The organism is Xanthomonas hortorum (assembly GCF_011305375.1).
GTDB classification, from domain to species: Bacteria; Pseudomonadota; Gammaproteobacteria; order Xanthomonadales; family Xanthomonadaceae; genus Xanthomonas; species Xanthomonas hortorum_E.
The window spans coordinates 160483-184413 of sequence record NZ_VCME01000004.1 but is presented as its reverse complement, the minus strand read 5'-3'; the positions used below and the strand labels follow the sequence as shown (position 1 = coordinate 184413).

15 protein-coding genes are annotated in these 23931 nt (G+C 64.4%); 13 read left to right on the top strand and 2 right to left on the bottom strand.

Translation table 11 applies throughout. The features are described from left to right. Positions 1 to 123 precede the first annotated feature (123 nt). The 7 genes from FFY45_RS03785 (at position 124) to pbpC (ending at position 17174) form a co-directional block, all read left to right on the top strand. Complete coding sequence (locus FFY45_RS03785) at positions 124 to 2340, top strand: TonB-dependent receptor (RefSeq protein ID WP_074056865.1); 2217 nt, start codon at positions 124 to 126, stop codon at positions 2338 to 2340. A 107-nt stretch (positions 2341 to 2447) separates the two neighbouring features. Further along, positions 2448 to 3419: a nucleoside hydrolase gene (locus FFY45_RS03780; RefSeq protein ID WP_176339666.1), complete on the top strand. Its 972-nt coding sequence runs from the start codon at positions 2448 to 2450 to the stop codon at positions 3417 to 3419. Between the two features lie 884 nt (positions 3420 to 4303). After that, positions 4304 to 9205, top strand: coding sequence for an alpha-2-macroglobulin family protein (locus FFY45_RS03775; RefSeq protein WP_176339470.1), 4902 nt, complete (start codon positions 4304 to 4306; stop codon positions 9203 to 9205). Between the two features lie 443 nt (positions 9206 to 9648). Next, the gene (locus tag FFY45_RS03770; RefSeq protein ID WP_439333509.1) at positions 9649 to 12615 is read left to right on the top strand and encodes a TonB-dependent receptor; all 2967 of its coding nucleotides are present in this window, start codon (positions 9649 to 9651) and stop codon (positions 12613 to 12615) included. A gap of 157 nt (positions 12616 to 12772) precedes the next feature. Further along, a complete protein-coding gene (locus FFY45_RS03765; RefSeq protein WP_176339468.1) occupies positions 12773 to 13720 on the top strand; it encodes a glycerophosphodiester phosphodiesterase family protein in 948 nt (315 codons plus the stop codon). 149 nt (positions 13721 to 13869) lie between these two features. Continuing rightward, entirely contained in the window at positions 13870 to 14646 is a 777-nt protein-coding gene (locus tag FFY45_RS03760; protein ID WP_176339467.1) for a CPBP family glutamic-type intramembrane protease, read from the top strand. A 104-nt stretch (positions 14647 to 14750) separates the two neighbouring features. Then, complete coding sequence (pbpC, locus tag FFY45_RS03755) at positions 14751 to 17174, top strand: penicillin-binding protein 1C (protein ID WP_255171862.1); 2424 nt, start codon at positions 14751 to 14753, stop codon at positions 17172 to 17174. A 413-nt stretch (positions 17175 to 17587) separates the two neighbouring features. Here the strand turns inward: pbpC and FFY45_RS03750 are convergent, their stop codons facing one another. After that, positions 17588 to 18148: a ferritin-like domain-containing protein gene (locus FFY45_RS03750; protein WP_006451904.1), complete on the bottom strand. Its 561-nt coding sequence runs from the start codon at positions 18146 to 18148 to the stop codon at positions 17588 to 17590. 42 nt (positions 18149 to 18190) lie between these two features. Continuing rightward, the gene (locus tag FFY45_RS03745) at positions 18191 to 18673 is read right to left on the bottom strand and encodes a peroxiredoxin (protein WP_023902975.1); all 483 of its coding nucleotides are present in this window, start codon (positions 18671 to 18673) and stop codon (positions 18191 to 18193) included. Positions 18674 to 18834: 161 nt separating this feature from the next. On the opposite strand from FFY45_RS03745, the gene FFY45_RS03740 reads away from it, so the two are divergent. The 6 genes from FFY45_RS03740 (at position 18835) to FFY45_RS03715 (ending at position 23915) form a co-directional block, all read left to right on the top strand. Next, positions 18835 to 19311 (top strand): Hsp20/alpha crystallin family protein, encoded by a 477-nt coding sequence (locus FFY45_RS03740; RefSeq protein ID WP_095574891.1) that lies wholly within the window; start codon positions 18835 to 18837, stop codon positions 19309 to 19311. Between the two features lie 140 nt (positions 19312 to 19451). Then, on the top strand, positions 19452 to 20348 hold the full coding sequence (locus FFY45_RS03735) for a DnaJ C-terminal domain-containing protein (protein ID WP_176339466.1): 897 nt from the start codon (positions 19452 to 19454) through the stop codon (positions 20346 to 20348). A 345-nt stretch (positions 20349 to 20693) separates the two neighbouring features. Then, the gene (gene pilH, locus FFY45_RS03730; RefSeq protein WP_023902978.1) at positions 20694 to 21080 is read left to right on the top strand and encodes a twitching motility response regulator PilH; all 387 of its coding nucleotides are present in this window, start codon (positions 20694 to 20696) and stop codon (positions 21078 to 21080) included. A 396-nt stretch (positions 21081 to 21476) separates the two neighbouring features. Continuing rightward, the gene (hflK, locus tag FFY45_RS03725) at positions 21477 to 22619 is read left to right on the top strand and encodes an FtsH protease activity modulator HflK (RefSeq protein WP_176339465.1); all 1143 of its coding nucleotides are present in this window, start codon (positions 21477 to 21479) and stop codon (positions 22617 to 22619) included. Next, the gene (hflC, locus tag FFY45_RS03720; RefSeq protein WP_023902980.1) at positions 22616 to 23479 is read left to right on the top strand and encodes a protease modulator HflC; all 864 of its coding nucleotides are present in this window, start codon (positions 22616 to 22618) and stop codon (positions 23477 to 23479) included. Before hflK ends, hflC begins: the two co-directional genes overlap by 4 nt. A gap of 250 nt (positions 23480 to 23729) precedes the next feature. Next, entirely contained in the window at positions 23730 to 23915 is a 186-nt protein-coding gene (locus tag FFY45_RS03715; RefSeq protein WP_255171854.1) for a DUF2065 domain-containing protein, read from the top strand. The last annotated feature ends 16 nt before the right edge of the window (positions 23916 to 23931 follow it).

Here is a 23931-nt window from a genome sequence, read left to right as displayed (position 1 = left end):
CCTTTTCGAATTCCGAAAACTTTTTCGCACGCGCTCTGCCAAATTTGTGTAAATCGTGTTAATTCTGTTGCAACGCGGCATGCAGATCAGGCCGTTCCGCCACCAGAATCCGGAGTCTTTCCCATGTCCGCCAGCCGGTCGCTCAAGATCAGCGCGCTCGCCGTTGCCGTCGCTTCCCTTCTTCCGTTCCATGCCGCTGCCCAGCAGGCGCCCAGCGACGACGGTGTCGTGCGTCTGGACGCGGTCAAGGTCACGGTCGAACGCCGTTCGGAAGACTCCAAGGACGTGCCGGTGTCGGCCTCGGTGCTGCGTCCGGAATTTCTGGATGCCATCTCCACCAGCGGCTCGGATATCCGCGTGCTCGCCGGCAAGGCGCCCAGCCTCAATATCGAATCGTCCAACGGCCGTGTGTTCCCGCGCGTGTACATCCGCGGCTACGGCAACACTGACTTCAACACCTACGCCTCGCAGCCGGTGTCGCTGATCTATGACGACGTGGTGCAGGAAAACGCGTTTTTGAAGGGCTTCCCGATCTTCGATCTGGAAGGTCTGGAAGTGCTGCGCGGCCCGCAGGGCACGCTGTTCGGCCGCAACACGCCGGCCGGCGTGGTCAAGTTCAACTCGGTCAAGCCGACCATCGGCGCCAATGACGGCTACGCCAGCCTGTCGTACGGCACCTACGGCACCATGACGCTGGAAAGCGGCCTGAGCATCGCGATGGGCGAGCATTGGGCGGCGCGTCTGTCCACGCTGGGCCAGCGCCGCGACGATTGGGTGGAAAACAGCGACGGCCGCGATCTGGAAGGCTATACCGACTCGGCCGTGCGCCTGCAGCTGCTGTACCAGGCCAGCGACGATTTCAGCGCGCTGTTCAACGCGCATGCGCGTCACCTGGACGGCACCGCGCGCCTGTTCCGCGCCAACATCATCCAGCCCGGCACCAACCAGTTGGTGGACGGCTTCGACGAAGAAAAATCCTTCATCGACGGCGCCAACAATCAGGAACTGCAGACCTACGGCGGCAGCGCCAATCTGACCTGGGATCTGGGCGATATCGCACTGCACTCGATCACCGCCTACGAAGGCATCGGCAAGTACTACAGCCGCGGCGATATCGACGGCGGCTTCGGCGCGGTGTTCGCACCGCCGTCCGGCCCGGGCGTGATTCCGTTCCCGGTGGAAACCGCCGGCGGCATCAAGAGCCTGGACCAGTACAGCCAGGAACTGCGTGCCGAATCGCAATACGAAGGCCCGCTCAACTGGCAGGCCGGCCTGTACTACTTCCATGACGATGTGGAAGGCGAAAACTACACCTACAACACCTTCAGCGGTGGCGATCTGGCCAGCTATCAGCTGACCCGCCAGCGCAATACCTCGTGGGCGGCGTTCGGTTCGTTGAACTACGCGGCCACCGACCGTTTGAACCTGCGCGCCGGCATCCGCTACACCTACGACAAGAAGACCTTCGACGTGCTGGCGCTGGACCGCGTCACGCTGGTCGAGCCGTCCAGCGGCGAAACCGACAACTCCAAGGTCACCGGCGATCTGGCGGCGACGTTCTCCATCAACGACGACGTCAACGTGTATGCACGTGCCGCACGCGGCTTCCGTGGCGCCAGCTTCGGCGTGCCCTCGGGCACCGCGCCGCTGACCGTGGCCGAGCCGGAGACAGTGGATTCGTTCGAGATCGGCATCAAGTCCGACCTGTTCGACAACCGCGCACGTCTGAGCTTCGATATCTACGATTTCCGCGTCAAGAATCAGCAGCTCACCGCAGTGGGCGGCGTCTCCAACGACGTGCGTCTGCTCAATGCCGACAAGACCAAGGCGCGCGGCGCAGAGTTCGACTTCGAAGCGCTGATCACCCAGAACCTGCGCGTCACCGCCGGTGGCGCCTACAACTGGACCCGCATCGACGACCCGAGCCTGTCGGTGGGCGTGTGCCGCACCTGCACCGTGACCGACCCGCTCAATGCGGCCGGCAACGCGCTGATCGACGGTAATGATCTGCCGCAGGCGTCCAAGTGGATGGCCAACGCCACGCTGCGTTACGGCATCCCGATGGGCAACGACGGCGAGCTGTTCTTCTACACCGACTGGTCCTACCGCAGCGAAGTGAACTTCTTCCTGTACGACTCCAAGGAATTCACCGGCCAGCCGCTGGTCGAAGGTGGCGCCAAGATCGGCTACAACTGGGGCGCGGGTGCGTACGAGCTGTCGGTGTTCTGCCGCAACTGCACCAACCAGATCCGTGTGACCGGTGCGATCGACTTCAACAACCTCACCGGCTTTATCAACGATCCGCGCATCGTCGGTGCGCAGTTCCGCGCCAATTTCTGATCGGCGTTGTGGTGTAGCACTCTCGAACCGCCGGCTATGATGCCGGCGGTTTTTTTTGTGGCGGCAGGAGGAGATGAATGCAGCGGATATGGCGTAATGCATGGTGGATGGTGGGGCTGTGGTGTGCGTCGGCAGTGGCGTGGGCGCAGACGCCTGCCGCGGGTGCAGCGCAAGCGGTGCCAACGGCTACGTCCACCGAGTTGCTGGTGGTCTCCACCGATATCGGCGACGACATCGACGATGCGTTTGCGTTGGGGTTGCTGCTGCGTAGCCCGAAGTTGCGCGTGCTGGGCATCGCATCGGCCTGGGGCGATACCACGTTGCGTGCGCAGTTGTTGCAGCGCCTGTTGCAGCAGGCCGGGCGGAGCGAGGTTCCGTTGGCGGTGGGCGCGCCTACCACCAGCACGATTGCCTTCAGCCAGGCGCGTTGGGCGGCCAAGGGACAGTTGCCAGGCAAGCTGCCGGATGCGGCGCAGATGATCCTGCAGCAGGCGCGCCAGCATCCCGGTCAGGTGACCTTGCTGGTGCTGGGGCCGATGACCGACGCCGCATTGGCGCAGCAGCGCGACCCGGCCGGCTTTGCCAAGCTCAAGCGCATCGTGGCGATGGGCGGCTCGGTACGCGTTGGCTATGGCAAGTCGGCGTATCGGCCGGCCAGTGCGCCGGCACCGGAGTACAACATCCTCTCCGATGTCGCCGCCGCCCAGCGCGTGTTCGCGGCTGGCGTGCCGATCGTGTTGCTGCCCTTGGACGCTACCCAGATCACGCTGGAAGAACCCGAGCGCATCGCCTTGTTTGCACATGGCGATGGGCTCACCGATGCGCTCACTCAGCTGTACTACCAGTGGCGCAATACCGACCAGCCCTGGGCCAGCGCCACGCCCACCTTGTTCGACGCGGTGCCGGTGGCCTGGCTGCTGCGCCCCGCGCTGTGTCCGACCACGCCAGTGCATCTAGATGTCGATGCGCAGGGGTATACCCGCGAAGGAGCCGGCACGCCGAACGTGCAGGCTTGCCTGCGTGCGGACAAGCCGGCGTTGATCGACACGTACATGCGTACGTTGTTGCAGTTGCACTAGGAGCGGCGAACAGAGCGACTTCACATCGGTCCTTTGCAGGGCCGCTGAGCTGCGACTTTGCTGCAGGGCCCTTGCCCGCCCACCATCGCGGGACACGCCGCAAGTACGTTCATGTAGGCTCTTACGCGGCATCAATGCCGCGTAAGGTCCCGCGACGGTGAGCGGGCAAGGACCAGTGGAGATGGTCGGTCTGCGTAGCTTCAACAAAAGCAACCGACGAATTCTCTTGTGCGGTGAGGGCACCGTACACTCGACCGACAAGGTTTCTTACCTGAGCTTCTGACTGCATCTAAACGGCGCTGCGACTCAAGTCTCAGCATGTCGAAGTGATTGCTTAGCGCGGATAGATCAGTTGCAGAGCGGTTGATCTGCCACTTGGCTGCAGGGCCCTTGCCCGCCCACCATCGCGGGACACGCCGCAAGTACGTCCGTGTAGGCTCTTACGCGGCATCCATGCCGCGTAAGGTCCCGCGACGGTGGGCGGGCAAGGACCAGTCGAGATGGTCGGTGTGCATGTTTTTCAACAAAGCAACCTATCAACTCTCTGGTGCGGTGTCCTCACCGATTGCGGGACCGTGTGGCGGCATGGATGCCGCCACCGAGCCTACATGGACGTACTTGCGGCGTGTCCCGCGAGCGGTGAGGGCACCGCGCCCTCGACCAACCAGGCTTTTGACCGCATCTAAAAAGGGCGACTAACAAAACCACTGCGTCCGCAGGTCAAGCGCGCCGGTGCCATCGCAACGCTCGCCTAGCGGCGCATGATCACCGCCCATCGGTAAGTCCATGCCTCGACCCATCGCCGCCATCAGTGACGTGAACGGCATCGCTATACTTGCGTCCTCAGTCATGGGGTAGCACGAATGGACAGCCAGCAATCAGGGATGAAGTGGTCAGGCACGCGGCGCATGTTGCTGTGGGTGGTGCTGCTGACCGTGGCGATCGGCGGGGTGGCGTGCAAGCGCAACGAAAGCGGCCAGTTGCCCACCGCCAGCGGCGAGGCGATCAAGGCCGACAAGCAGGCGATTACCGGCTTTGCGCTGGCACGTGCCTATCCTGACCAGACCAGCGACGGCTTGTCGCTGGCGCTGGAATTCTCGCGGCCGCTGGTCGGCACGCAGGATTTCGATGCGCTGGTGCGCTTCGAGGAAAAGGTCGGCACCGGCGACAGCAGCTGGTCGCTGTCCGACGACGGCAAGACGCTGCGTTACCCGTACGTGGAAGCGGCCAAGGACTACACCGTGCTGGTCGATGCCAACCTGCTGGCCGCCGATGGCAGCCGCCTGGGCAAACCGCTCAAGCAGAAGGTCTATACCGGGCAGCTCAAGCCTGTGGCCGGGTTCGCTTCGCAAGGCAGCGTGCTGCCGGCACGCGAGAGTCGTGGTCTGCCGGTGGTGTCGGTCAACGTACCGGAGGTGGACGTTGAATTTTTGCGCGTGCGCGAGAAATCGCTGCCGGCGTTCTTTCAGCAGTTTCAGCGCGGCGGTCGTCGCGGCAGCTGGGAGTTGGAGAGTGAGTACAGCGACAAGGAACCGCTGTCCAAGCTGGCCGACCCGGTCTACGTCAATCGTTTCATTCTTGGCGGCAAGCAGAACGAGCGCGTGCTGACCTACCTGCCCACGCAGGACATCAAGGAACTGCAGGAGCCGGGCCTGTACTTCGCGGTGATGAAGCGCGCCGGCAGTTTCGACAATGGCTTCGATACCGCGTTCTTCACCGTCAGTGACATCGGCCTGCATACGCGCGCCTACAAGGACAAGTTGTTCGTGCACACCGCCTCGCTGCAGAGCGGTGAGCCGATCAAGAACGTGGAAGTGCGCATCCTCGATGCCAAGGGCGAGCTGTTTCTCAAGGGCGCCACCGACGGTAACGGCAATGCGCTGCTCAACTACACGCTCGATGCCGGCCACGTGTTGACGGCGCGCAGCAAGACCGATATCTCGGTGCTGCCGTTCAACCAGCCGGCGCTGGATCTGAGCGAATTTGCGGTGGCCGGGCGGCAAAGCGCGTGGTTCGACGTGTTCGCCTGGGCTGGCCGCGACCTGTATCGCCCCGGCGAGACCATGCGCGTGTCGGCGATCCTGCGCGATAACGACGGCAAGCCGACCAAGCCGCAGCCAGTGTTCCTGCGCCTCAAGCAGCCGGACGGCAAGACCTTCCGCGAGACCAGACTGCAGCCCGGCGAGCAGGGCTATTTCGAATTCATCCAGCAGATTCCCGCCGATGCGCCGACCGGGCGCTGGCAGGTGGAATTCCGCACCGATCCGGCCAGCAAGGACGCGGTGCAAGGCATGACCGTGCGCGTGGAAGAGTTCTTGCCCGAGCGCATGAAGCTGGATCTGGATGCCGCGCAAAAGACCTTGAGTGCCGGCCAGCCGTTCAAGCTGGTCGCCAATGCCGCGTATCTGTACGGCGCGCCGGCCGATGGCAACCGCTTCACCGCCAAGCTCGCGGTCAGCGTCGAACAGCATCCGCTCGAGTCCTTGCCGGGCTGGTTCTTCGGCGACCCCACGCTGGAGCTGCCGCGCGAAGCCAAGGACGTGATCGATACCGAGTTCGGCAGCGACGGCGTCTTGCGCGAGGACATCGCGCTGCCCGCCGAAGCCAAGCCGGTCAGCACGATTGCGGCGGTGGTCTCCGGCAGCGTCTACGAGACCGGCGGGCGCACCGTCACCCGCACCGTCAAGCGCGTGTTGTGGCCGGCCAAGGCGCTGGTTGGCGTGCGCCCCTTGTTCGACGACAAGGACGGCACCGATGCCAATGGCACTGCGCGCTTCGAAATCACCCGCGTGGATGCCGATGGCAAGCCGCAACCGGCCAAGGGCCTGAAGGCCACGCTGGTGCGCGAGCTGCGCGACTACCACTGGAACTACACCGACGACCATTGGGATTACGACTTCACCCGCCGCTTCGAGAACAAGGACACGCGCACGCTCGACATCGGCAGCGGCAATGCCAAGCTCGATGTGCCGGTGGAGTGGGGCGAGTACCGCCTGGACGTGTTCGACCCGGCCACCGGGCTGACCACGCGATATCCATTCCGTGCCGGCTGGAGCTGGAACGACGAAAACCGCGGCCTGGATGCGCGCCCGGACAAGGTCAAGCTGGCGCTGGACAAGACCGGCTACCGCGCCGGCGATACGCTCAAGGTGACGCTGACCCCGCCGCATGCCGGCAAGGGCGTGTTGTTGGTGGAAAGCGACAAGCTGCTGTACGTGCAGGACATCGACGTCAAGCCGGGCAGTACCTTCGAAATCCCGGTGACGGAAGGCTGGGAGCGCCACGATGTGTACGTCACCGCGCTGGTATTTCGCGGTGGTAGTGCGCCGAGCAAGATCACCCCGGCGCGCGCGGTGGGTGTGGCATTTGTGCCGATGGATCGCAAGACACGGCGTGTGGCGGTGGGCTTGGCTGCACCCAAGCAGATGCGCCCCGAGCAGGCGTTGCCGGTGACGGTGAGCGTGCCGGAGTTGGCCGGCAAGGCTGCGCACGTGACCATCTCGGCGGTGGACGTGGGCATCCTCAACATCACCCGCTTCCCGGTGCCCGATGCCAACGCGCAGTTCTTCGCGCAGCGCCGGTTGGGTACCGATTCTTACGATATCTATGGGCGGGTGATCGAAAGTTTCGAAGGCGCCAGCGGCAAGCTCAAGTTCGGCGGCGACATGGCCCTGGAAGCCTTGCCGCAAGCCAAGCGCCCGACCGCGCGCGTGCAGACCGTGGACCTGTTTTCCGGCTCGGTAAAACTCGATGCCAAGGGCAATGCGCGCGTGCAGCTGCCGGTGCCGGATTTCAACGGCACGCTGCGTGTCTCGGCGTTGGTGTATTCGGACACGCGGTTCGGCAATCACGATATGGAAACCGTGGTGCGCGCGCCGATCCTGGCCGAGGCCAGCATGCCGCGCGTGATGGCGCCGGGCGACCGCAGCACGGTGACACTGGATGTGCAGAACTTCACCGGTAAGCCGGGCGAGTTCAATGTGCGCGTCGAGGGTGTCGGCCCATTGGCCATTGCCGAGGCGTCGCGCAGCGTCAAGCTCGGCGTGGATGCCAAGCAGACGCTGAGCTTCCCGTTGAGCGCCACGGAAGGCTATAGCGTGGCCAAGGTGCGTGTGCGTGTGGACGGCAATGGCTTCAAGGCCGACCGCAGCTACGACCTGCCGGTGCGTGCCGGTTGGCCGCAGGTGTTGCGTGCGCAGACGCGCGTGCTCGATCCGCTGGCGCCGATCACCCTGGACAGCGGCTTTGCCGATGGCCTGATGGCCGGCTCGGTGACCGCACGCATGGTGGTCAGCCCGCTGCCGCCGATTCCGTTCGCCAGCGCCTTGCAAGGGGCGTTGGAGTATCCGTATGGCTGCGCCGAGCAGACCACCAGCAAGGGCTATGCGGCGCTGCTGCTCGACGATGCCACTGCCAAGGCGCTGGGCACCAAGGGGCTGGATGCGGCCACGCGCCGCGAGCGCATGGAAGGCGCGTTCGGTCGCCTGGCCTCGATGCAGATCGCCAGCGGGCATTTTTCGATGTGGGGCGACGACGGCTACCTCAATCCGGGCCTGACGCCTTACATCGCCGAGTTCCTGCTCGACGCCAAGGACGCCGGATTTGCAGTGCCCGACAACGTGCTGCAGAAAGCGCTCAATCGGCTTAGCGAAGACCTGCTGTCCGGTGGCAACGAGTTCTACGGGCAGGATCGCCGCGATAGCCTGAAGTTCGCCAATCAGGCCTGGTCGGGGTATGTGCTGGCACGCGTCAACCGCGCCCCACTGGGCACGCTGCGCGCGCTGTACGACAACCAGCGCGACAAGGCACTGACCGGTTTGTCGCTGGTGCATTTGGGTGCGGCGTTGTCGCTGCAGGGCGATACCAAGCGCGGCGAGGCGGCGATCAAGGCAGGGTTCGCCAAGGACAGCAGCGAGCGTCCGCTGTACTTCGCCGATTACGGTAGTGCGATCCGCGACGATGCGTTGATGATGGCGCTGCTGCACGAGCGTGGCTTGTCCAAGCCCGAGTACGACACCCGTGCGGTTGCGCTAGGCCGCGCGCTGGACGCACGTCGCGCCACTGGCTGGCTGTGGCTGAGCACGCAGGAGCAGGTGGCGCTTGCGCGCTTGGGCAAGGCCTTGATGGTCGGGCAGGGCAAGCAGGTCTCCGGCACGCTGACAGTGGGCAGCGAGGTGCAGGAGATTGCGCCGGCCCGTTTGTTCGGGCGTAGTTTCGACAGCGCCGCCTTGGCGCGCGGTGTGCAGTTCGCACCGCAGGGCGAAGCACCGATGTATGCCAGCCTGGAAGTGGCCGGCATTCCGCGCAGCGCACCGGAGCCGGACACGCGCAACCTCAGCGTGGAGCGCAGCTGGTACACCACCGACGGCAAACCGTGGACGCCGCGTCCGCTCAAGGAGGGCGAAGCGTTGATCGTGCGCGTGGTCATCACCGCCAACAGCAGCATGCCGGACGCGTTGCTCACCGACCTGTTGCCGGCAGGCCTTGAGATCGAGAACTTCAATCTGGGTGATGCCAAGCAGTGGGCCGATGTGGTGGTAGATGGCATCGGCATCAGCGAGCGTTCCAGCGCCGCCGACGTCAAGCACGAAGAGTTCCGCGACGACCGCTATGTGGCTGCGCTGGCGCTGTCCTCGGGCAGCAAGGCGCAGGTGTATTACCTGGTGCGTGCGGTGACGCCGGGCACCTACACGGTGCCGCCGTCGTTGGTAGAAGACATGTACCGGCCGGATCTGCGCGGCGTGGGCCGCAGTACGCCGGCAACGATGACGGTGGTGCAGCCGTAAGGCCGCGCTATCCCTGACAGGCCGCCGAAACCATCCCTTCTCCCATCGGGAGAAGGTGCCCCGTAAGGGGCGGATGAGGGTACGTGCGAAGCCTCATGTCATTCATTACCGAGTGGCTTCGCCCCGCACCCTCACCCCAACCCATCTCCCGACAGGGGAGCGGCTTGCTTCGCATGCCGAGACATCATTGCGCAGTGTCTTTTCAGTGCGATGCAAGCGACACGCAAGGGTCATTTTTACTGGCTACGGTGGTGTGCTTTCTCACAGGCGCGGCGTCCTTGCTGCGCGACTTACGGGATTCCATGCAGCGCTCCGATTCGTACCGTTTGCACTTGTCCGTTCTCGCCGTGGCCATTGCGGCATGTTCGCCAGCTTCGCAGGCCTGCGCCAACGAGCGTGCAGCGATGCCGGCCGATGCCTCGGTTCAAACGTCTTCTGCGGCTATGGCTACGATCGCGAGCGCATCAGCGAGTGTAGTTGCACCTACACCTACACCGAGAGATACAGCTACGGCTAATACTGACGAGGCAACCACGTCCGATGCTGAAGTTGCGACGGCAAAGCAACGTTCTCCATCGTCGCTGGATGCATCTACAGATTCCGTAGATCCTGCTGCATCGCCTTCATCGCCTTCATCGCCTACATCGGCACAAGGCGAAGTAACCAACGCCGACGCACCTCCCACTACCAAAACCGGCGTGCAGACCCTCGATGCCATGCAGGTCACCGGCGTGCGCCGTGCCAATGCCGCCGCAGTGGAAAGCAAGCGCGCGGCGACCAACATCACCGACGTCATCAGCGCCACCGATGTGCGCGCCTTGCCCGACAGCACCATCGTCGAAACGCTGCGCCGCGTGCCCGGCCTGTCGGTATTGCCGGCCACCGACAACGAGCACCCGCGCGACGAAGCGGCCACGCCGGTCTTGCGCGGCCTGGGGCCGTCTTACAACAACGTCACCATCGATGGGCTGACCATTGCCTCGCCCGGCACACCGAATGGCACGCTTGGCTCGATCACCCGCGGCGTGCGTCTGGATTTGTTGCCGGCGTCGATGGTCAGCGAGCTGCAGGTGGTCAAGACCTTTACGCCCGATCTGGATCCCAACGCCACGGGCGGTGCGATCAACCTCAAAACGCGTAGCGCGTTCGAAAACGGCGGCAAGCCGTTCTTCAGCGCCGAAGCCGCGCTCGGCCACGCCAACGATGTCGGCAAGCCGCGCGATCAGGACGACCCCGGCTATCGCTTGAATGCCACCGGCAGCCGCACCTTCGGTAGCGAGCAGCAATACGGCTTCACGCTGTCGGCCAACTACCAGACGCTGAGCAGCTACACCGAAACCCATATGACCACCGACACGGTGCACTACGGGTTCTACGACAACAACGACGTGCTGCAGACCGGTGCCAACCTGGGCAATGGCTGGGCGGTGCCGCAACAGGACAAGTATTGGTACGTGCAGAATCAGCGCGACCGTTACGGCGTCACCGGCAAGTTCGAGGTGCATCCCAGTGCTGCGCTGGAAGCCTATGCAACGGCCGGCTACTACTATTTCAAGGACAACATGCAGCGCAACGAGGTCCTTATCGACCCGCGCAACCGTGGCCAGGTGTTCAATCAGACCGCCACCTCTGGCAGCTATCCCGGTGGCGATATCGAGGTGGGCTATTCCAACCAGATCGTCACCACGCGCACCAAGGTGGCGCAGTTGGGCACGATCTGGCGGCCCACCGATCGGCAGCAGTTTTCTGCACGCGGTGCGTGGTCGGATGCCACCTACGACGAGCCGATCCGCATGATCAAGTACGCCACCGGCATCACCCGCGCCGCGCCCGTGCCGGTGGGCCAGACCGGCAGTGGCGTGACCATCAATGCCACGCCCAACTACGCGTTCAACTACGACACCTCCGGCTTCGACCAGCGCTTCGGGGTATCGCCGCAGGCCTACAACAACCTGGACAACTACAGCCTGTCGTACTGGCGACCGGACTATAAACGCACCGCGGCCGATCGCATTCTCACCGGCCGGCTCGATTACGGTTTCAATCAGGGCGAAAGCGATCAAGGGATTGGTTTTGCGGCAGGCGTGTCGTACACCACCGACAAGCCGTCTTACGACATCTTCCGCGTCGAGTATCAGCCCAACACCAGCGCGCCGGCCTTTGGCCTGGCCGATGTGGCAGGCACCGGCAGGGCGCCGATGCGCTATGCCGGCCTGAACCTGATCACCATCGATCCAGACAAGGCCAACCGCGTGCTCGCTGCAACGCCGCTGAGCGCGTTCAACAGCACCGACCAGCAGGCGTTCAGCAATCAGGACAACTTCACCCATACCGAAAAAACCTTCGGCAGCTATGGCCTGGTCAGCTATCGCAGCGAGCGTTTCAACGTGCAGGGCGGCCTGCACTTCGATAGCACCAAGCTCAACACGGTCGGCCGCCAGCGGCAGCTGGACACCGCGACCAATCGCTACGTGTATGTCGATAACCCGACCAATGCGGACTACGACTATCTGCTGCCCTCGGCGATCATGACCTACCACCTGACCGATGCCTTGGACCTGCGCGCCGGTGCCAGCCGCACGCTCGGTCGCCCGCCGTACGATGCGTATGCGGCGCGCACCTCGATCGGCTTCGTCAACACCGCCGATGCCGGCAATCCGAATGCGCAAGGCGTCACCGTCACCATCGGCAACCCGGACATCAAGCCGCGTGTGTCCAATAACCTGGATCTGTCGCTGGAATGGCGTCTGCCCGGCGATTTCGACGCGTTCGCGTCCACGGCGGTGTTCGACAAGCGCATCCAGGACGAGATCTTTACCCTCTCGCGCACCGATAGCTTCACCTTCGATGGCACCACCTACGCCAACGCGCTGATCAGCACGCCGGCCAACGCTGCCAAGGCGCGTATCCGCGGGGTGGAGTTCAACGGCATCGTCAATACGCTGGCGCCGATCGCGCCATGGCTGAGCGGTGTCGGCTTCAGTGCGAACTTCGCCGTGCTCGATGGCAGCCTGGATGTACCGTATAGCGTTGGCAGCGGCAGCAACGTGGCCCAGCGCGAGCGCAAGCTCGACAACCTGGTCGGCCAGCCGGACTACACCGCCAATGCCACGCTGTTCTACAACACCGGCGGTCTGGAGTTGCGCGCGGCCTACAACCGTCAGGGCAAGGCCTTGCGCGCCATCGTCAGCAATATCGATTGGCAGGATCTGTACTGGTCGCCGCGCTCGCAGCTGGATTTCACTGCCACCTACGCGATCAGCAAACAGCTCAGCCTGATCGGTCAGGTCAGCAACCTCACCCACAGCCGCATTACCAGCGTGACCGGTCCCGGGCAGAACCTGCTCAAGGACAGTTATTCGGTGCCCACCACCTATTGGTTCGGTCTGCGCTTTACGCCGACGTTTTAAGCACGGCGAATGGCGCGTGGTGAGCGGTCGTCAGCTGGGCGCAGTCGATGCGTAGGAGTCGACGTATGCGAGTGGTAGATGCCGCACCGTGTGCTGGCTGCGCCCGCTCGACGGACGCGCAGTCGTTCTGTTAATCCCCTTCAAGCGGAGTCGTTCGATGACATTACGTTCTGTTGCCAGTCTCGCGGCCATGGCGTGTGTGGCGCTTGCCACCAATGCAAGTGCAGCGCCCGCGGGCGTCGCCGCGATTCAGGCGCGTCTCACCAATCCAAACGGCGGCATCGTGGTCGTTGCCCACCGCGGTTGCCACGCGCCGGCACCGGAGCATGGCTTCAAAGACACCGCACCGGAAAACTCGCTGGCCGCGCTTGAGCGTTGCATCGCCATCGGCGCCGACGTCATGGAAACCGATGTGCGGCGCGCCGCCGACGGCACCTTGGTGATGCTGCACGACGCCACCGTGGACCGCACCACCGATGGCACCGGCAAACTGTCCGAGCTGACTTTGGCCGACTTGCAAAAGCTGCGCCTGCGCAGCGACGAAGGTGGCGCGCAGGCACCGCTGACCGATCAACGCGTGGTCACGCTCGATCAGATGCTGGCCAAGTCCAAGGGCCATATCCTGCTCAATCTGGACGTCAAGGATGCGATCTACGTGCAGGTGGTCGATGCGGTTGCCCGTGCCGGCATGCAGCACCAGGTGATCGTCAAGGCCGAAGCCGGCATCGCCACTGCGCCGCTGGCGGCGATGCTGCCGTTCGACAAGGTGTACTTCTTCCCGATCCTGATCAACGCGCATGGCAATGCCGACCTGGCCGCGATTGCCATCGCGCAGACACGTAACGCGCATCCGGCCGCGTTCGAGTTGCCCAAGATGTCGGCAGCGCAGTTACCGGCATTGGTCGCCGTGAGCAAGGCGCAAAACGTGCGGCTGATGGTCAACTCGCTGTGGGAAGGCTTTATCGCCGGTTACGGTGGCGACGCCGATGCCGAGCGCGACCCGGACAAGGTCTGGGGCCGCCTGTACCGCGATGGTGTATCGATCATCCAGACCGATGCGCCGGAAGCCTTGTTGCGCTATCGCGCCACGTTGGAGAAGCGCTAAGCGCGCTACAAGGCTGCATGCTGCAGCCGGTGCAAGCGGCAGACGCGCCGCGGAGACGACTGGCGTCGCACGGCATGCATGACCCATGACACTGCGGCGATCTCGCCGCCGCCGTTATAGTCATCGCCTCTGCACGCAAGGACGTCTGCATGCCGCTCGATACGCCGCAGCGCCGATTCACTAAGCATCTTGTCTGGTTATTGGTACTGCTGATCGCACTGCAGGTGCGCGACGTGGCCAAGCTCGTCGGCCTGCCTATCCCCAAGATTCCCGTGCCCTATGGCGGCGGGATTGCCGACAATCTGCTCAGCGTACTGGTCGTGCTCGTTGCAGCGGCCTTGCTGCATCCTGGCACGCCAGGCGAGATCGCAGCGCGTCTGGGGCTGCGTTGGAACGGCTTACGCGGCCCGGCGCTGACGCTGTTGGCCACACTGCCGTGCTGGCTTGGGCTGTGGACGCAATCCACCTCGGTCGGCACCGACGATCTGCTTGGCCTGCTGTGGCTGGCGCTGCTGTTTCCGCTGGCCGAGGAAATCGTGTTTCGTGGTTTCGGCTTCGTCTTTGCCTGCCGCGCGCTGGCCTGGCGTCCGGCGATCGCCGCGTTGGTACAAGCCGTTGTGTTCGGCGGCGTGCATTGGCTGGGGGCAGGCGGCGGAGGCGGCGACGCCTTATTGATCTTCGCCATCACCGGCATCGGAGCGCTGCTGTTTGCCATTGTGGATGCGCAGGACGGCTACACGATCTGGAGCGGCTGGGTGCTGCATGTCTCGCTCAATGCGGCCTGGACGGTCTTTGCGGTGTCCGATTCGGCCGCCAGTGGCTGGCTCGGCATGGCATTGCGGCTATCTGCCGTATTCCTGGCGATGGGATTGCTGCGGTTGTTTGTAAGGCCGCGTCGCTCGGTGCGTGCGGACGTTGCAAGCTAGCGCGTTCGTCATTACGTCATTCAGAAGTGCGCAGGTGAGCTTTTCACCCGATGCGCGGCGCGCAAGAGTGGCCGAAATGAGTTTTGCCCTGCATGCTTCGCAAGATGGATGAGCAGCAGCAAGCGCAGGCAAGGACCGAGAGGACGCAGGAACGCGTCGCTACCACCGATGATGTGGCTCAACGCGGCCACCGCCGCTGGTTGACGTGGCTGCGCTGGAGCGCCGTGGCACTGTTGTCTGCCGTGCTGCTGCTGGACCTGGCCTTCCCGCTGCCGCTACCCAGATCCCGCGACACCTCCACGCTGGTGGTCGCACGTGATGGCACGCCGTTGCGCGCGTTCGCCGATCGCAATGGCGTATGGCGCTATCCGGCCACGCCGCAGAGCGTGTCGCCGCTGTATCTGCAGGCGCTGCTGAATTACGAAGACCGCTGGTTCTGGCGCCATCCCGGGGTCAATCCGTGGGGCCTGCTGCGGGCGGGTGGGCAGTGGATCGGGCAGGGGCGCATCGTCTCCGGCGGTTCGACGCTGACCATGCAGGTGGCACGCATCCTGGATCCGCATACGCGCACGCCGTGGGGCAAGGCCAAGCAGTTGTTGCGCGCGCTGCAACTGGAAGCGCACTTGAGCAAGCGCGAGATTCTCACGTTGTATCTGGAGCGCGCGCCCTACGGCGGCACCATTGAAGGCGTGGAAGCGGCCAGCTGGGCGTACCTGGGCAAACCGGCCAAGGCCCTGTCGCAGGCCGAAGCTGCGTTGCTGGCGGTGCTGCCGCAATCGCCAAGCCGCCTGCGCCCGGATCGCCATCCGGAAGCTGCGCAACGCGCACGCGACAAGGTGCTCGATCGCATGGTGGAACTGGGCGTGTGGTCGCGCGCGCAGGTAGACGATGCGCGCATCGAACCGGTGGTCACGCGCTCGCTCAAACCGCCCTTGCATGCGGCCCTGATGGCGCAGCGCTTGCACAGCGCGCAACCGCGTGCGGCGCGCATCGTCACCACGCTGGATGTGGAACTGCAGCGCACGCTGGAAGAACGCGTCGCGACGTATTTTTCGCAACTGCCCGAGCGCACCTCGGCCGCCTTGCTGGTGGTGGACAACGCGACGATGGAAGCGCGTGCGTATGTGGGCTCGGCCAGCTTCGGCGATCGCAAGCGGCTGGGGCATGTGGACATGGTGCAGGCCTGGCGCTCGCCTGGTTCCACACTCAAACCGTTTCTGTATGGCATGGCATTGGACGATGGGTTGATCCACTCGGAAAGCCTGCTGGTGGATGCGCCGCAGAGCTTTGGCAGTTATCGTCCCGGCAATTTCGATGCAGCCTTCAATGGGCCGGTAAGCGCAGCGACGGCGTTGCGGCTGTCGTTGAACGTGCCGGCGGTGGATCTGCTCGATCGTATCGGCCCGGCGCGGTTTGCTGCGCGGCTGTCCAATGCCGGGATCGGTTTGCGGTTTGCACATGGCAGTACGCCGTCGCTTGCATTGATTCTGGGCGGCACCGGTGCGCAATTGCAGGAACTGGTGGGCGCATTTGCTGCGCTCAATCGCGGCGGCATTGCCGGGCACGTGCGCTATACGCCCGAAGATGCGCGCATCGAGCGCCGGCTGATGTCGCCGGGTGCGGCCTGGATCGTGCGCGAGATTTTGCAAAGCAATCCGCGCCCCGGGTATGGCAGCGGCACCTTCGACACCGCCGCGCGCCCGGGTGTGGCGTGGAAAACCGGCACCAGTTACGGCTACCGCGATGCGTGGGCGATCGGCGGCACGCGCCGTTACACGGTCGGGGTGTGGGTGGGGCGCCCGGATGGCACGCCGCTGCCGGGCCAGTACGGTGCGGTCACCGCGTTGCCGCTGATGTTCGAAGTCATCGATGCGTTGCCGCGCAGTGCCGGCGATAGCGCGCCAGTGCCGATGCCGGCCAATGTGCAGGCGCTGGACATCTGCTGGCCGCTCGGCGGCGCGGCCGATCGCACACCACCGGCGCAATGCGCGCGACGTGCCGAAGCGTACGCGCTCGATGGCGCAGTACCGCCCACCTTCGCCGAACGCGATGCGCGGTTATGGCAGAGCGGCCAACTGCACTTCGATGTGGATGCGCGCAGCGGTCAGCGGCTGTCGCAAGAGTGCAGCCAGGCGCATCAGCGTGAGCCACGCACGGTGGCGCGTTGGCCGGCACTGGTCTCGCCCTGGCTCAGCGCAGCCGAACGCGGTGCCGCGCAATTGCCGCCGCTCGCGCCGGACTGTCTGCCCGATGGGCGCATGACCGGTGGTGGCGTGTTGCGCATCGACGGCCTGAGCGATCGCGCCACGCTGGCACGCGCCAACGCCACCGCGCGCCCGGTGCGCTTGCAACTACGCGCATTGGGCAGTGACGCGCGCATCGATTGGTTGCTGGACGGCCGCTGGATCGCACAGACCAATGGCCGGCAGGGATTTCAACGCGATTTTGAAGACGTCGGCACGCATACGCTGACGGCAATGGCTAGCGATGGCGCCTGGACGCAGGTGCGGTTTCGGGTGTTGCGTTGAAGCAGAGATTCAGGAGCGCCTGGACTGTGGTTTGGCTGCAGGGCCCTTGCCCGCCCACCATCGCGGGACACGCCGCAAGTACGTCCATGTAGGTTACGCGGCATCCATGCCGCGTAAGGTCCCGCGACGGTGGGCGGGCAAGGACCAGTGGAGATGGTCAGTGTGCATGTTTTCAACAAAGCGGCCGACTAACTTTCTGGCGTGGTGTCCTCACCGATTGCGGGACCGTGTGGCGGCATGGATGCCGCCACCGAGCCTACACGGATGTACTTGCGGCGTGTCCCGCAAGCGGCGATGGCATCGCGCCCTCGACTAACCAGGCTTTTGACCTGAGCCTTTGACCGCACCCAAACGACGCTACGACGCGATATCAATGCAGGTTGCGGTGCACTGACGCATCAACCACCATCACCTCACTCGCCAATCCAGCCTTCCAGCATGTCGGCAAACTCATCGGCATGCTCTTCTTCCTGAGCCAGGATGCTTTCGAGAATGCGCTTGGTGGTGGTGTCCTTGTCGCCGATGAAATCGATCATCTCGCGGTAGCTGTCGATGGCGATGCGTTCGGCGATCAGGTTCTCGCGCACCATGTCGCGCAGGTCGGTGCCTTCCTTGTATTCGGCGTGCGAGCGCTTGGTCAGCGTGTCCGGGTTGAGGTCCGGTTCGCCGCCCAGTTGCACGATGCGCTCGGCGAGTTTGTGCGCGTGCGCTTGTTCCTGCTGCGCATGTTCCAGGAACTCGCCCTTGACCGCGTCGGCAAGCATGCCCTTGGCCATGAAGTAGTGACGGTAGTAGCGCAGCGTGCACACGTATTCGGTGGCCAGTGCGGTGTTGAGCAGGTCGATCACCGCCTCGCGGTCGGCGTGGTAGCTCTCGGTGACGGCGCCGTCTTCGATGCTCTGGCGTGCGCGGGTGCGCAAGGTGGCGGTGTCGGTGATACCGGCGGGGAGTTGCTTGGCTGGCTGGGTAGACATGGCTGGCCGTTTTCCTTCTGAGTGGGCGGGGGAATCAATGCATCAATCGGGCAGGTGCTGCAGCACGTAATCGGCTGCAGACACCTTGAATTCGCCGGGTTCTTCGACGAACAGGGCTTTCACCACCGCATCGTCGGCATACAACGCGTAGCGACGCGAGCGCAGGCCCATGCCAGAGCCGCTGGCATCCACTTCCAGGCCCAGTGCGCGGGCCAGGTCGGCATTGCCATCGGGCAGCATGTGCAGGCCATCGGGGATCAGCTGGCTGCGGCCCCAGGCCTGCATCACGAACGGGTCGTTGACGGCGGTGCACAGCACTTCGATGCCGCGTTTGCGGAACTGCTCGAAGTGCTCCACATAGCCCGGCAGGTGCTTGGCCGAACAAGTCGGGGTGAACGCGCCCGGCACCGCGAACAGCAGCACCTTGCGGTCTGCGAACAAGGTGTGGGTGTCGACTGCCTCGATCCCCTCACGCAAGCGCTTGAGCACGATTTCGGGAATGCGGTCACCAACGTGGATGGTCATGCGATGTGCTCCTGTGGCTGAACGAATTCTAGAAAAGGGCAAGGGAAAAGCGCGTCAACACGCTTGAAATCCGCAACCCGACGCCTATCTGACGCACATGGCCAGCGCGATGGCGCACGCCGGAGCGGCCGGCCCTTCACCCAACCTAATGGAGGCTCGCAATGAACATCGTTCGTTATCCACAGTGGCCCACCCACGCCCTGCAAAACGAAATCAAGCATGTGTTCGACCGCTTCTTCGAGCACAACGGCGACACTGACGAATCGGCGGTGGTGACCGCCCAGTGGGTGCCGCGCGTGGACATCAAGGAAGAGCCCAACCACTTCGTGTTGTACGCCGATCTGCCCGGCATCGACCCGAGCCAGATCGAGGTGCAGATGGACAAGGGCATCCTGTCGATCAAGGGCGAGCGCAACAGCGAGTCCAGCACCGAGACCGAGCGTTTCTCGCGCATCGAGCGCCGCTACGGCAGCTTCCACCGCCGCTTCGCGCTGCCCGACAGTGCCGACCCGGACGGCATCACCGCCGCCGGACACAACGGCGTGCTGGAAATCCGCATTCCCAAGCGCCCGGCAGCCACCCCGCGCCGTATCCAGGTCGGTAACGGCCAGGACGCCAACGGCGGCACGGTGCAGTAAGGCGACGAACCTGGAGCGAAGTCATCGGCTTCGCTCCCCGGCGGCGGCCGCACCGTAGAATAGGTGCGGTTGCCCGCCCGGCTGCGATATGACTGGCTCGTGGCCTTGGCTGCGGGCCGTTTTTTTCCAGAGGTGATTAGATGGAATTCAAGGATTACTACGCAACGCTGGGCGTCGAGCCGAGCGCGGGCGATGCGGAGATCAAGACCGCCTACCGTCGACTCGCACGCAAGTACCACCCCGACGTCAGCAAGGAAGCCGGCGCGGAAGACAAGTTCAAGGCGATCAACGAAGCCTACGAGGCGCTGCGCGACCCGCAAAAGCGCAAGGCCTACGACCAGCTCAAGGCGCAGGGTTTCCGCCCGGGCGACGAGTTCCAGGCCCCGCCCAACTACAACGGCGGGCAGGGCTACGAGTACGAGGAAGTATTCGGCAACGGCGGCGCCGGTGGCGGCTTCAGCGATTTCTTCGAAAGCCTGTTTGCCGGCCAGCGCGGCGGCCGCCCGCGTGGCCCGGGTGCCGGGCCCGGTGCAGGCCCCGGCCCGCAAACGCGTGGCGATACCCGCGCCAAGCTGGCGGTGCCACTGGAAGCGGTCTATGCGGGCGACAGCGTACGCATCACCATCAACGGCAAGCAGCTGGACGTGCGCGTGCCCAAGGGCGTCCAGCCCGGCCAGGTGATCCGCCTGAGCGGGCAGGGCAATGGCGGCGGCAATCTGCTGCTGGAGATCGAATACGCCGCGCACCCGCAGTTCGAGGTGGACGGGCGCAACATCCTGTACACCTTGCAGGTCACGCCCTGGCAGGCCGCGCTGGGCACCACCATCAGCGTGCCGACCCTGGGCGGGTCGGTGGAGTTGAAGGTGCCGGCCGAGCCGGACGCCGGCCGCAAGTTGCGCCTGCGCGGCCGCGGTTTGCCGGGCACCACCCCGGGCGATCAGATCGTGGAGCTGGAGATTCTTGCACCGGCGCCCACCGACGATGCGCAGAAGAAGGCGTACCGCAACCTGGCCAAGGCGTTCGGCGAGACGGTGTGAGCTGGACCAAACAGCGCAAGCGAGATGAAGCCCCTCCCCATCTGGCGCTACGCGCCAGCTTCTCTCGATGGGAGAAGGGAATCAAAGCCCCTCTCCCGCCGGGAGAGGGGTTGGGGTGAGGGTACGGCAAGAAAGCGAAGCATCAACCAACGACCATCTGCGAGGTTGTTGAATCCAACTGCGCCTATCTGACGTAGTACGCCAGCAGCGGCCCGCGACGAAAAACAACGTGCCGCCAAATCGCACATCGCAACAGCCTCACCAAGCATCCAGCGCCCGGCCTGGCCCCAGCTACCGTAAGCGCGGCCGGCGCACTACACTCGCCGCGCACACTAGGGGAAACACATGGCTCGCATTCTGATCGTCGACGACTCGCCGTCGCAGCTGCTGGGGATTCAGCGCATCGTCGAGAAGCTGGGGCACGAAACCATCACCGCAACCGATGGCGCTGCCGGCGTGGAAGCGGCCAAGTCCTCGCTGCCGGATCTGGTGTTGATGGATGTGGTCATGCCCAACCTCAATGGATTTCAGGCCACGCGCACGCTCAAGCGCGAACCGACCACCCAGCATATTCCGGTGATTCTGGTGACCACCAAGGACCAGGACACCGACCGCATGTGGGGCATGCGCCAAGGCGCGCGTGCTTACATCACCAAGCCGTTCTCCGAAGACGAACTGCTGGAAGTGATGGAGCGTGTGTTCAACCAGAAAGACGAACCGCCGACTGCGTGAGTGCGTTGGCGCGATGCGAGCGAAGTTGGCGTCTTCGTTGCGCAGGACCACAAGCTAACGTGTCATCGCGGTAACCACGCGCCACCTCGCGTTGATGCCAAAGCCAGCTGTGCTGCTGGTGCCGTTCGGACACCGTGGCGGCACGAAAGCTTGATCACCCTCTGCCAACTCCAGCGCGCATGCTCCGATGCTTGACCCCAAATCGCGCCGACACCGTGCCCCGAGCCGCCCGCCACCCCCGCCACCGGCTTAATTCACCCCACCGGCTAAACCGCCGATGCACCAATTGGGGCCTTTCAAAACGGCCGGTCTGCCCCATCTAGTAGAATCATCGAATCAAACAACACGGCGGCACTGCGGGACTGGCCCGCGCAGCCCCTCGATCATGGAGCGTGCATGGCCTGGAACACACCCGGCAACAAGGGCGGAGACGGCCCGGATCCCAACCGTCGCAGGTCCTGGGGCCCGCGCGGTGGTGGCAACGGTGGTGGTTGGGGCAATCTGCCCGCCCCGTTGAAAGAGTTGTTCGATGGCGGCGTGTGGCGCTGGATCCTGGTCGCGGTGGTGCTGATGGTGCTGTTCTCCAGCTTCCAGCTCATCGGCGAGCAGCAGCGTGGCGTGGTGCTGCGCTTCGGCCAGTTCTCGCGCATCCTCCAGCCCGGCCCCAACTTCAAGCTGCCGTGGCCGGTCGAGTCGGTGCGCAAGGTCAACGCCACCGAGATCAAGACCTTCAGCAATCAGGTGCCGGTGCTGACCCGCGACGAGAACATCGTCAACGTCTCGCTCAACGTGCAGTACCAGATCAGCGACCCGCGCAAGTATCTGTTCGGTTCGCGCAATGCCGATCTGGTGCTGGAGCAGGCTGCGCAGAGTGCGGTGCGTGAGCAGGTCGGTCGTTCCGACCTCAATACCGTGCTCAACAACCGCGGCCCGCTGGCCATTGCGTCCAAGGACCGTCTGCAGGCGGCGCTGGATGCCTACAACACCGGTCTGTCGGTGACCGGCGTGACCTTGCCCGACGCGCGCCCGCCGGAAGAAGTGAAGCCGGCCTTCGACGAGGTCAACGGTGCCCAGCAGGTGCGCGAGCGCCTGATCAACGAAGCTCAGGCCTACGCCGCCAAGGTGGTGCCCGAAGCCCGCGGCCAGGGTGCACGCACCCGTACCGGCGCCGAAGGCTACAAGCAGGCCACCGTCTCCAAGGCCGAGGGCGACGCCGATCGCTTCACCTTGTTGCAGGAGCAGTACGCCAACGCCCCCGAGGTCACGCGCAAGCGCCTGTGGCTGGAAACTGTGCAGAAGGTACTGTCGGAGAACCGCAAGGTGATCGGCAGCGATGGCCGTCAGGTCATCTACGTGCCGCTGCCGGCCGACGTCAACAAGCCTACCAACAGCAGTGGCACTGCGGGCAACGGCGGCATGCCGTCGATGGTGCCGCAGGATGTGCTGTTGAACCCGCCGCAAAGCAGCGGCAGCAGCGAGGGCATCCGCAATCCGGAGCGCGGCCCGCGCCCGACCGGCCGTGAGGGAACCGAACAATGAAAAATTCGCTAGTCATCGGCCTGATCGTCGCCGTGCTGCTGGCCCTGATGGGCTCGGTGTTCGTAGTACGCGAAGACCAGACCGCCATGGTGCTCAACCTGGGCCGCGTGGTGCGTGCCGACCTCAAGCCTGGCCTGCACTTCAAGTTGCCGGTGGTGGAATCGGTGCGCGTGTTCGATCGCCGCTTCCAGGTGCTGGACACCGCCCCGGCGCGCTACTTCACCGCCGAGCAGAAAGACGTGAGCGTGGACTTCTTCGCCATCGGCTATATCTCCGATGTGCGTGCGTTCTACCGCGCCACCGGTGGTGAGGAGTCGGTGGCCAATTCGCGCCTGGCCCCGATCATCACCGACTCGCTGCGCAACCAGATCAACTCGCGCACCTTGCAACAGTTGGTCTCCGGCGACCGCAGCGAATTGATCGCCAACCAGCTCAAGGGCATCAACGGCGCCATCAAGGGCTTGGGCATGCAGATCACCGACCTGCGCATCAAGCAGATCGACCTGCCGACCGACAGCCAGGTGATCACCGACGTCTACGAACGCATGCGCGCCCAGCGCAAGCAGGAAGCCAGCAAGCTGCGCGCCGAAGGCGAAGAGCAGGCCCTGACCATCCGCGCCCAGGCCGACCGCGAGTCCACCGTGATCGTGGCCGACGCCGAGCGCGATGCCCAGAAGCTGCGCGGCGAAGGCGACGCCGACGCCGCCCGCATCTACGGCCAGGCCGGCTCCAAGGATCCGTCGTTCTACGCGTTCTATCGCAGCCTTGAGGCGTATCGCGGCTCCATGACCGATGGCAATGGCGTGGTGGTGCTGGACAAGAACGACCCGTTCCTGCAATACCTCAAGAGCGATCGTTGATCGCTTCGCGTTGAAACAAAAACGCCCGCGCAATGCGGGCGTTTTTTTGTATGTAGCCCCGGCGCGGTCGAAGGGACATGAGCCTGCCGCATCGCGATGTCTCAAGATCGCACGTGTAGGCACCAGCCTCTGTAGGAGCGCGCCTGGGCGCGACTGGCATTACCAGGAAAGCGATTCGCGCCCAGGAGCGCTCCTACGACGCGGGGCTTGTCGGGCACACTGGATCTCCCACGTTGCGATGGTGTTGGTGATGCACGAGTTTCTGTCCGCTTTATGCCTGATCGCCGTCATCGAAGGCCTGCTGCTGTTTGCCGTGCCCGCCGCCTGGAAGCGCATGGTCGAGCAACTGTTCAGCCTGCCCACCACCCAACTGCGCGCCATTGGCGGCGTGACCTTGGTGCTGGGCGCGATCGCGCTGTGGATCGTGCGTCACTGAGTAGGTGGTCCATTCC

Coding starts and splice junctions, on each gene's coding strand:
- FFY45_RS03785 (WP_074056865.1), top strand. CDS start 124: ATGTCCGCCAGCCGGTCGCTCAAGATCAGCGCGCTCGCCGTTGCCGTC.
- FFY45_RS03780 (WP_176339666.1), top strand. CDS start 2,448: ATGGTGGGGCTGTGGTGTGCGTCGGCAGTGGCGTGGGCGCAGACGCCT.
- FFY45_RS03775 (WP_176339470.1), top strand. CDS start 4,304: ATGAAGTGGTCAGGCACGCGGCGCATGTTGCTGTGGGTGGTGCTGCTG.
- FFY45_RS03770 (WP_439333509.1), top strand. CDS start 9,649: ATGGCTACGATCGCGAGCGCATCAGCGAGTGTAGTTGCACCTACACCT.
- FFY45_RS03765 (WP_176339468.1), top strand. CDS start 12,773: ATGACATTACGTTCTGTTGCCAGTCTCGCGGCCATGGCGTGTGTGGCG.
- FFY45_RS03760 (WP_176339467.1), top strand. CDS start 13,870: ATGCCGCTCGATACGCCGCAGCGCCGATTCACTAAGCATCTTGTCTGG.
- pbpC (WP_255171862.1), top strand. CDS start 14,751: ATGGATGAGCAGCAGCAAGCGCAGGCAAGGACCGAGAGGACGCAGGAA.
- FFY45_RS03750 (WP_006451904.1), bottom strand. CDS start 18,148: ATGTCTACCCAGCCAGCCAAGCAACTCCCCGCCGGTATCACCGACACC.
- FFY45_RS03745 (WP_023902975.1), bottom strand. CDS start 18,673: ATGACCATCCACGTTGGTGACCGCATTCCCGAAATCGTGCTCAAGCGC.
- FFY45_RS03740 (WP_095574891.1), top strand. CDS start 18,835: ATGAACATCGTTCGTTATCCACAGTGGCCCACCCACGCCCTGCAAAAC.
- FFY45_RS03735 (WP_176339466.1), top strand. CDS start 19,452: ATGGAATTCAAGGATTACTACGCAACGCTGGGCGTCGAGCCGAGCGCG.
- pilH (WP_023902978.1), top strand. CDS start 20,694: ATGGCTCGCATTCTGATCGTCGACGACTCGCCGTCGCAGCTGCTGGGG.
- hflK (WP_176339465.1), top strand. CDS start 21,477: ATGGCCTGGAACACACCCGGCAACAAGGGCGGAGACGGCCCGGATCCC.
- hflC (WP_023902980.1), top strand. CDS start 22,616: ATGAAAAATTCGCTAGTCATCGGCCTGATCGTCGCCGTGCTGCTGGCC.
- FFY45_RS03715 (WP_255171854.1), top strand. CDS start 23,730: ATGCACGAGTTTCTGTCCGCTTTATGCCTGATCGCCGTCATCGAAGGC.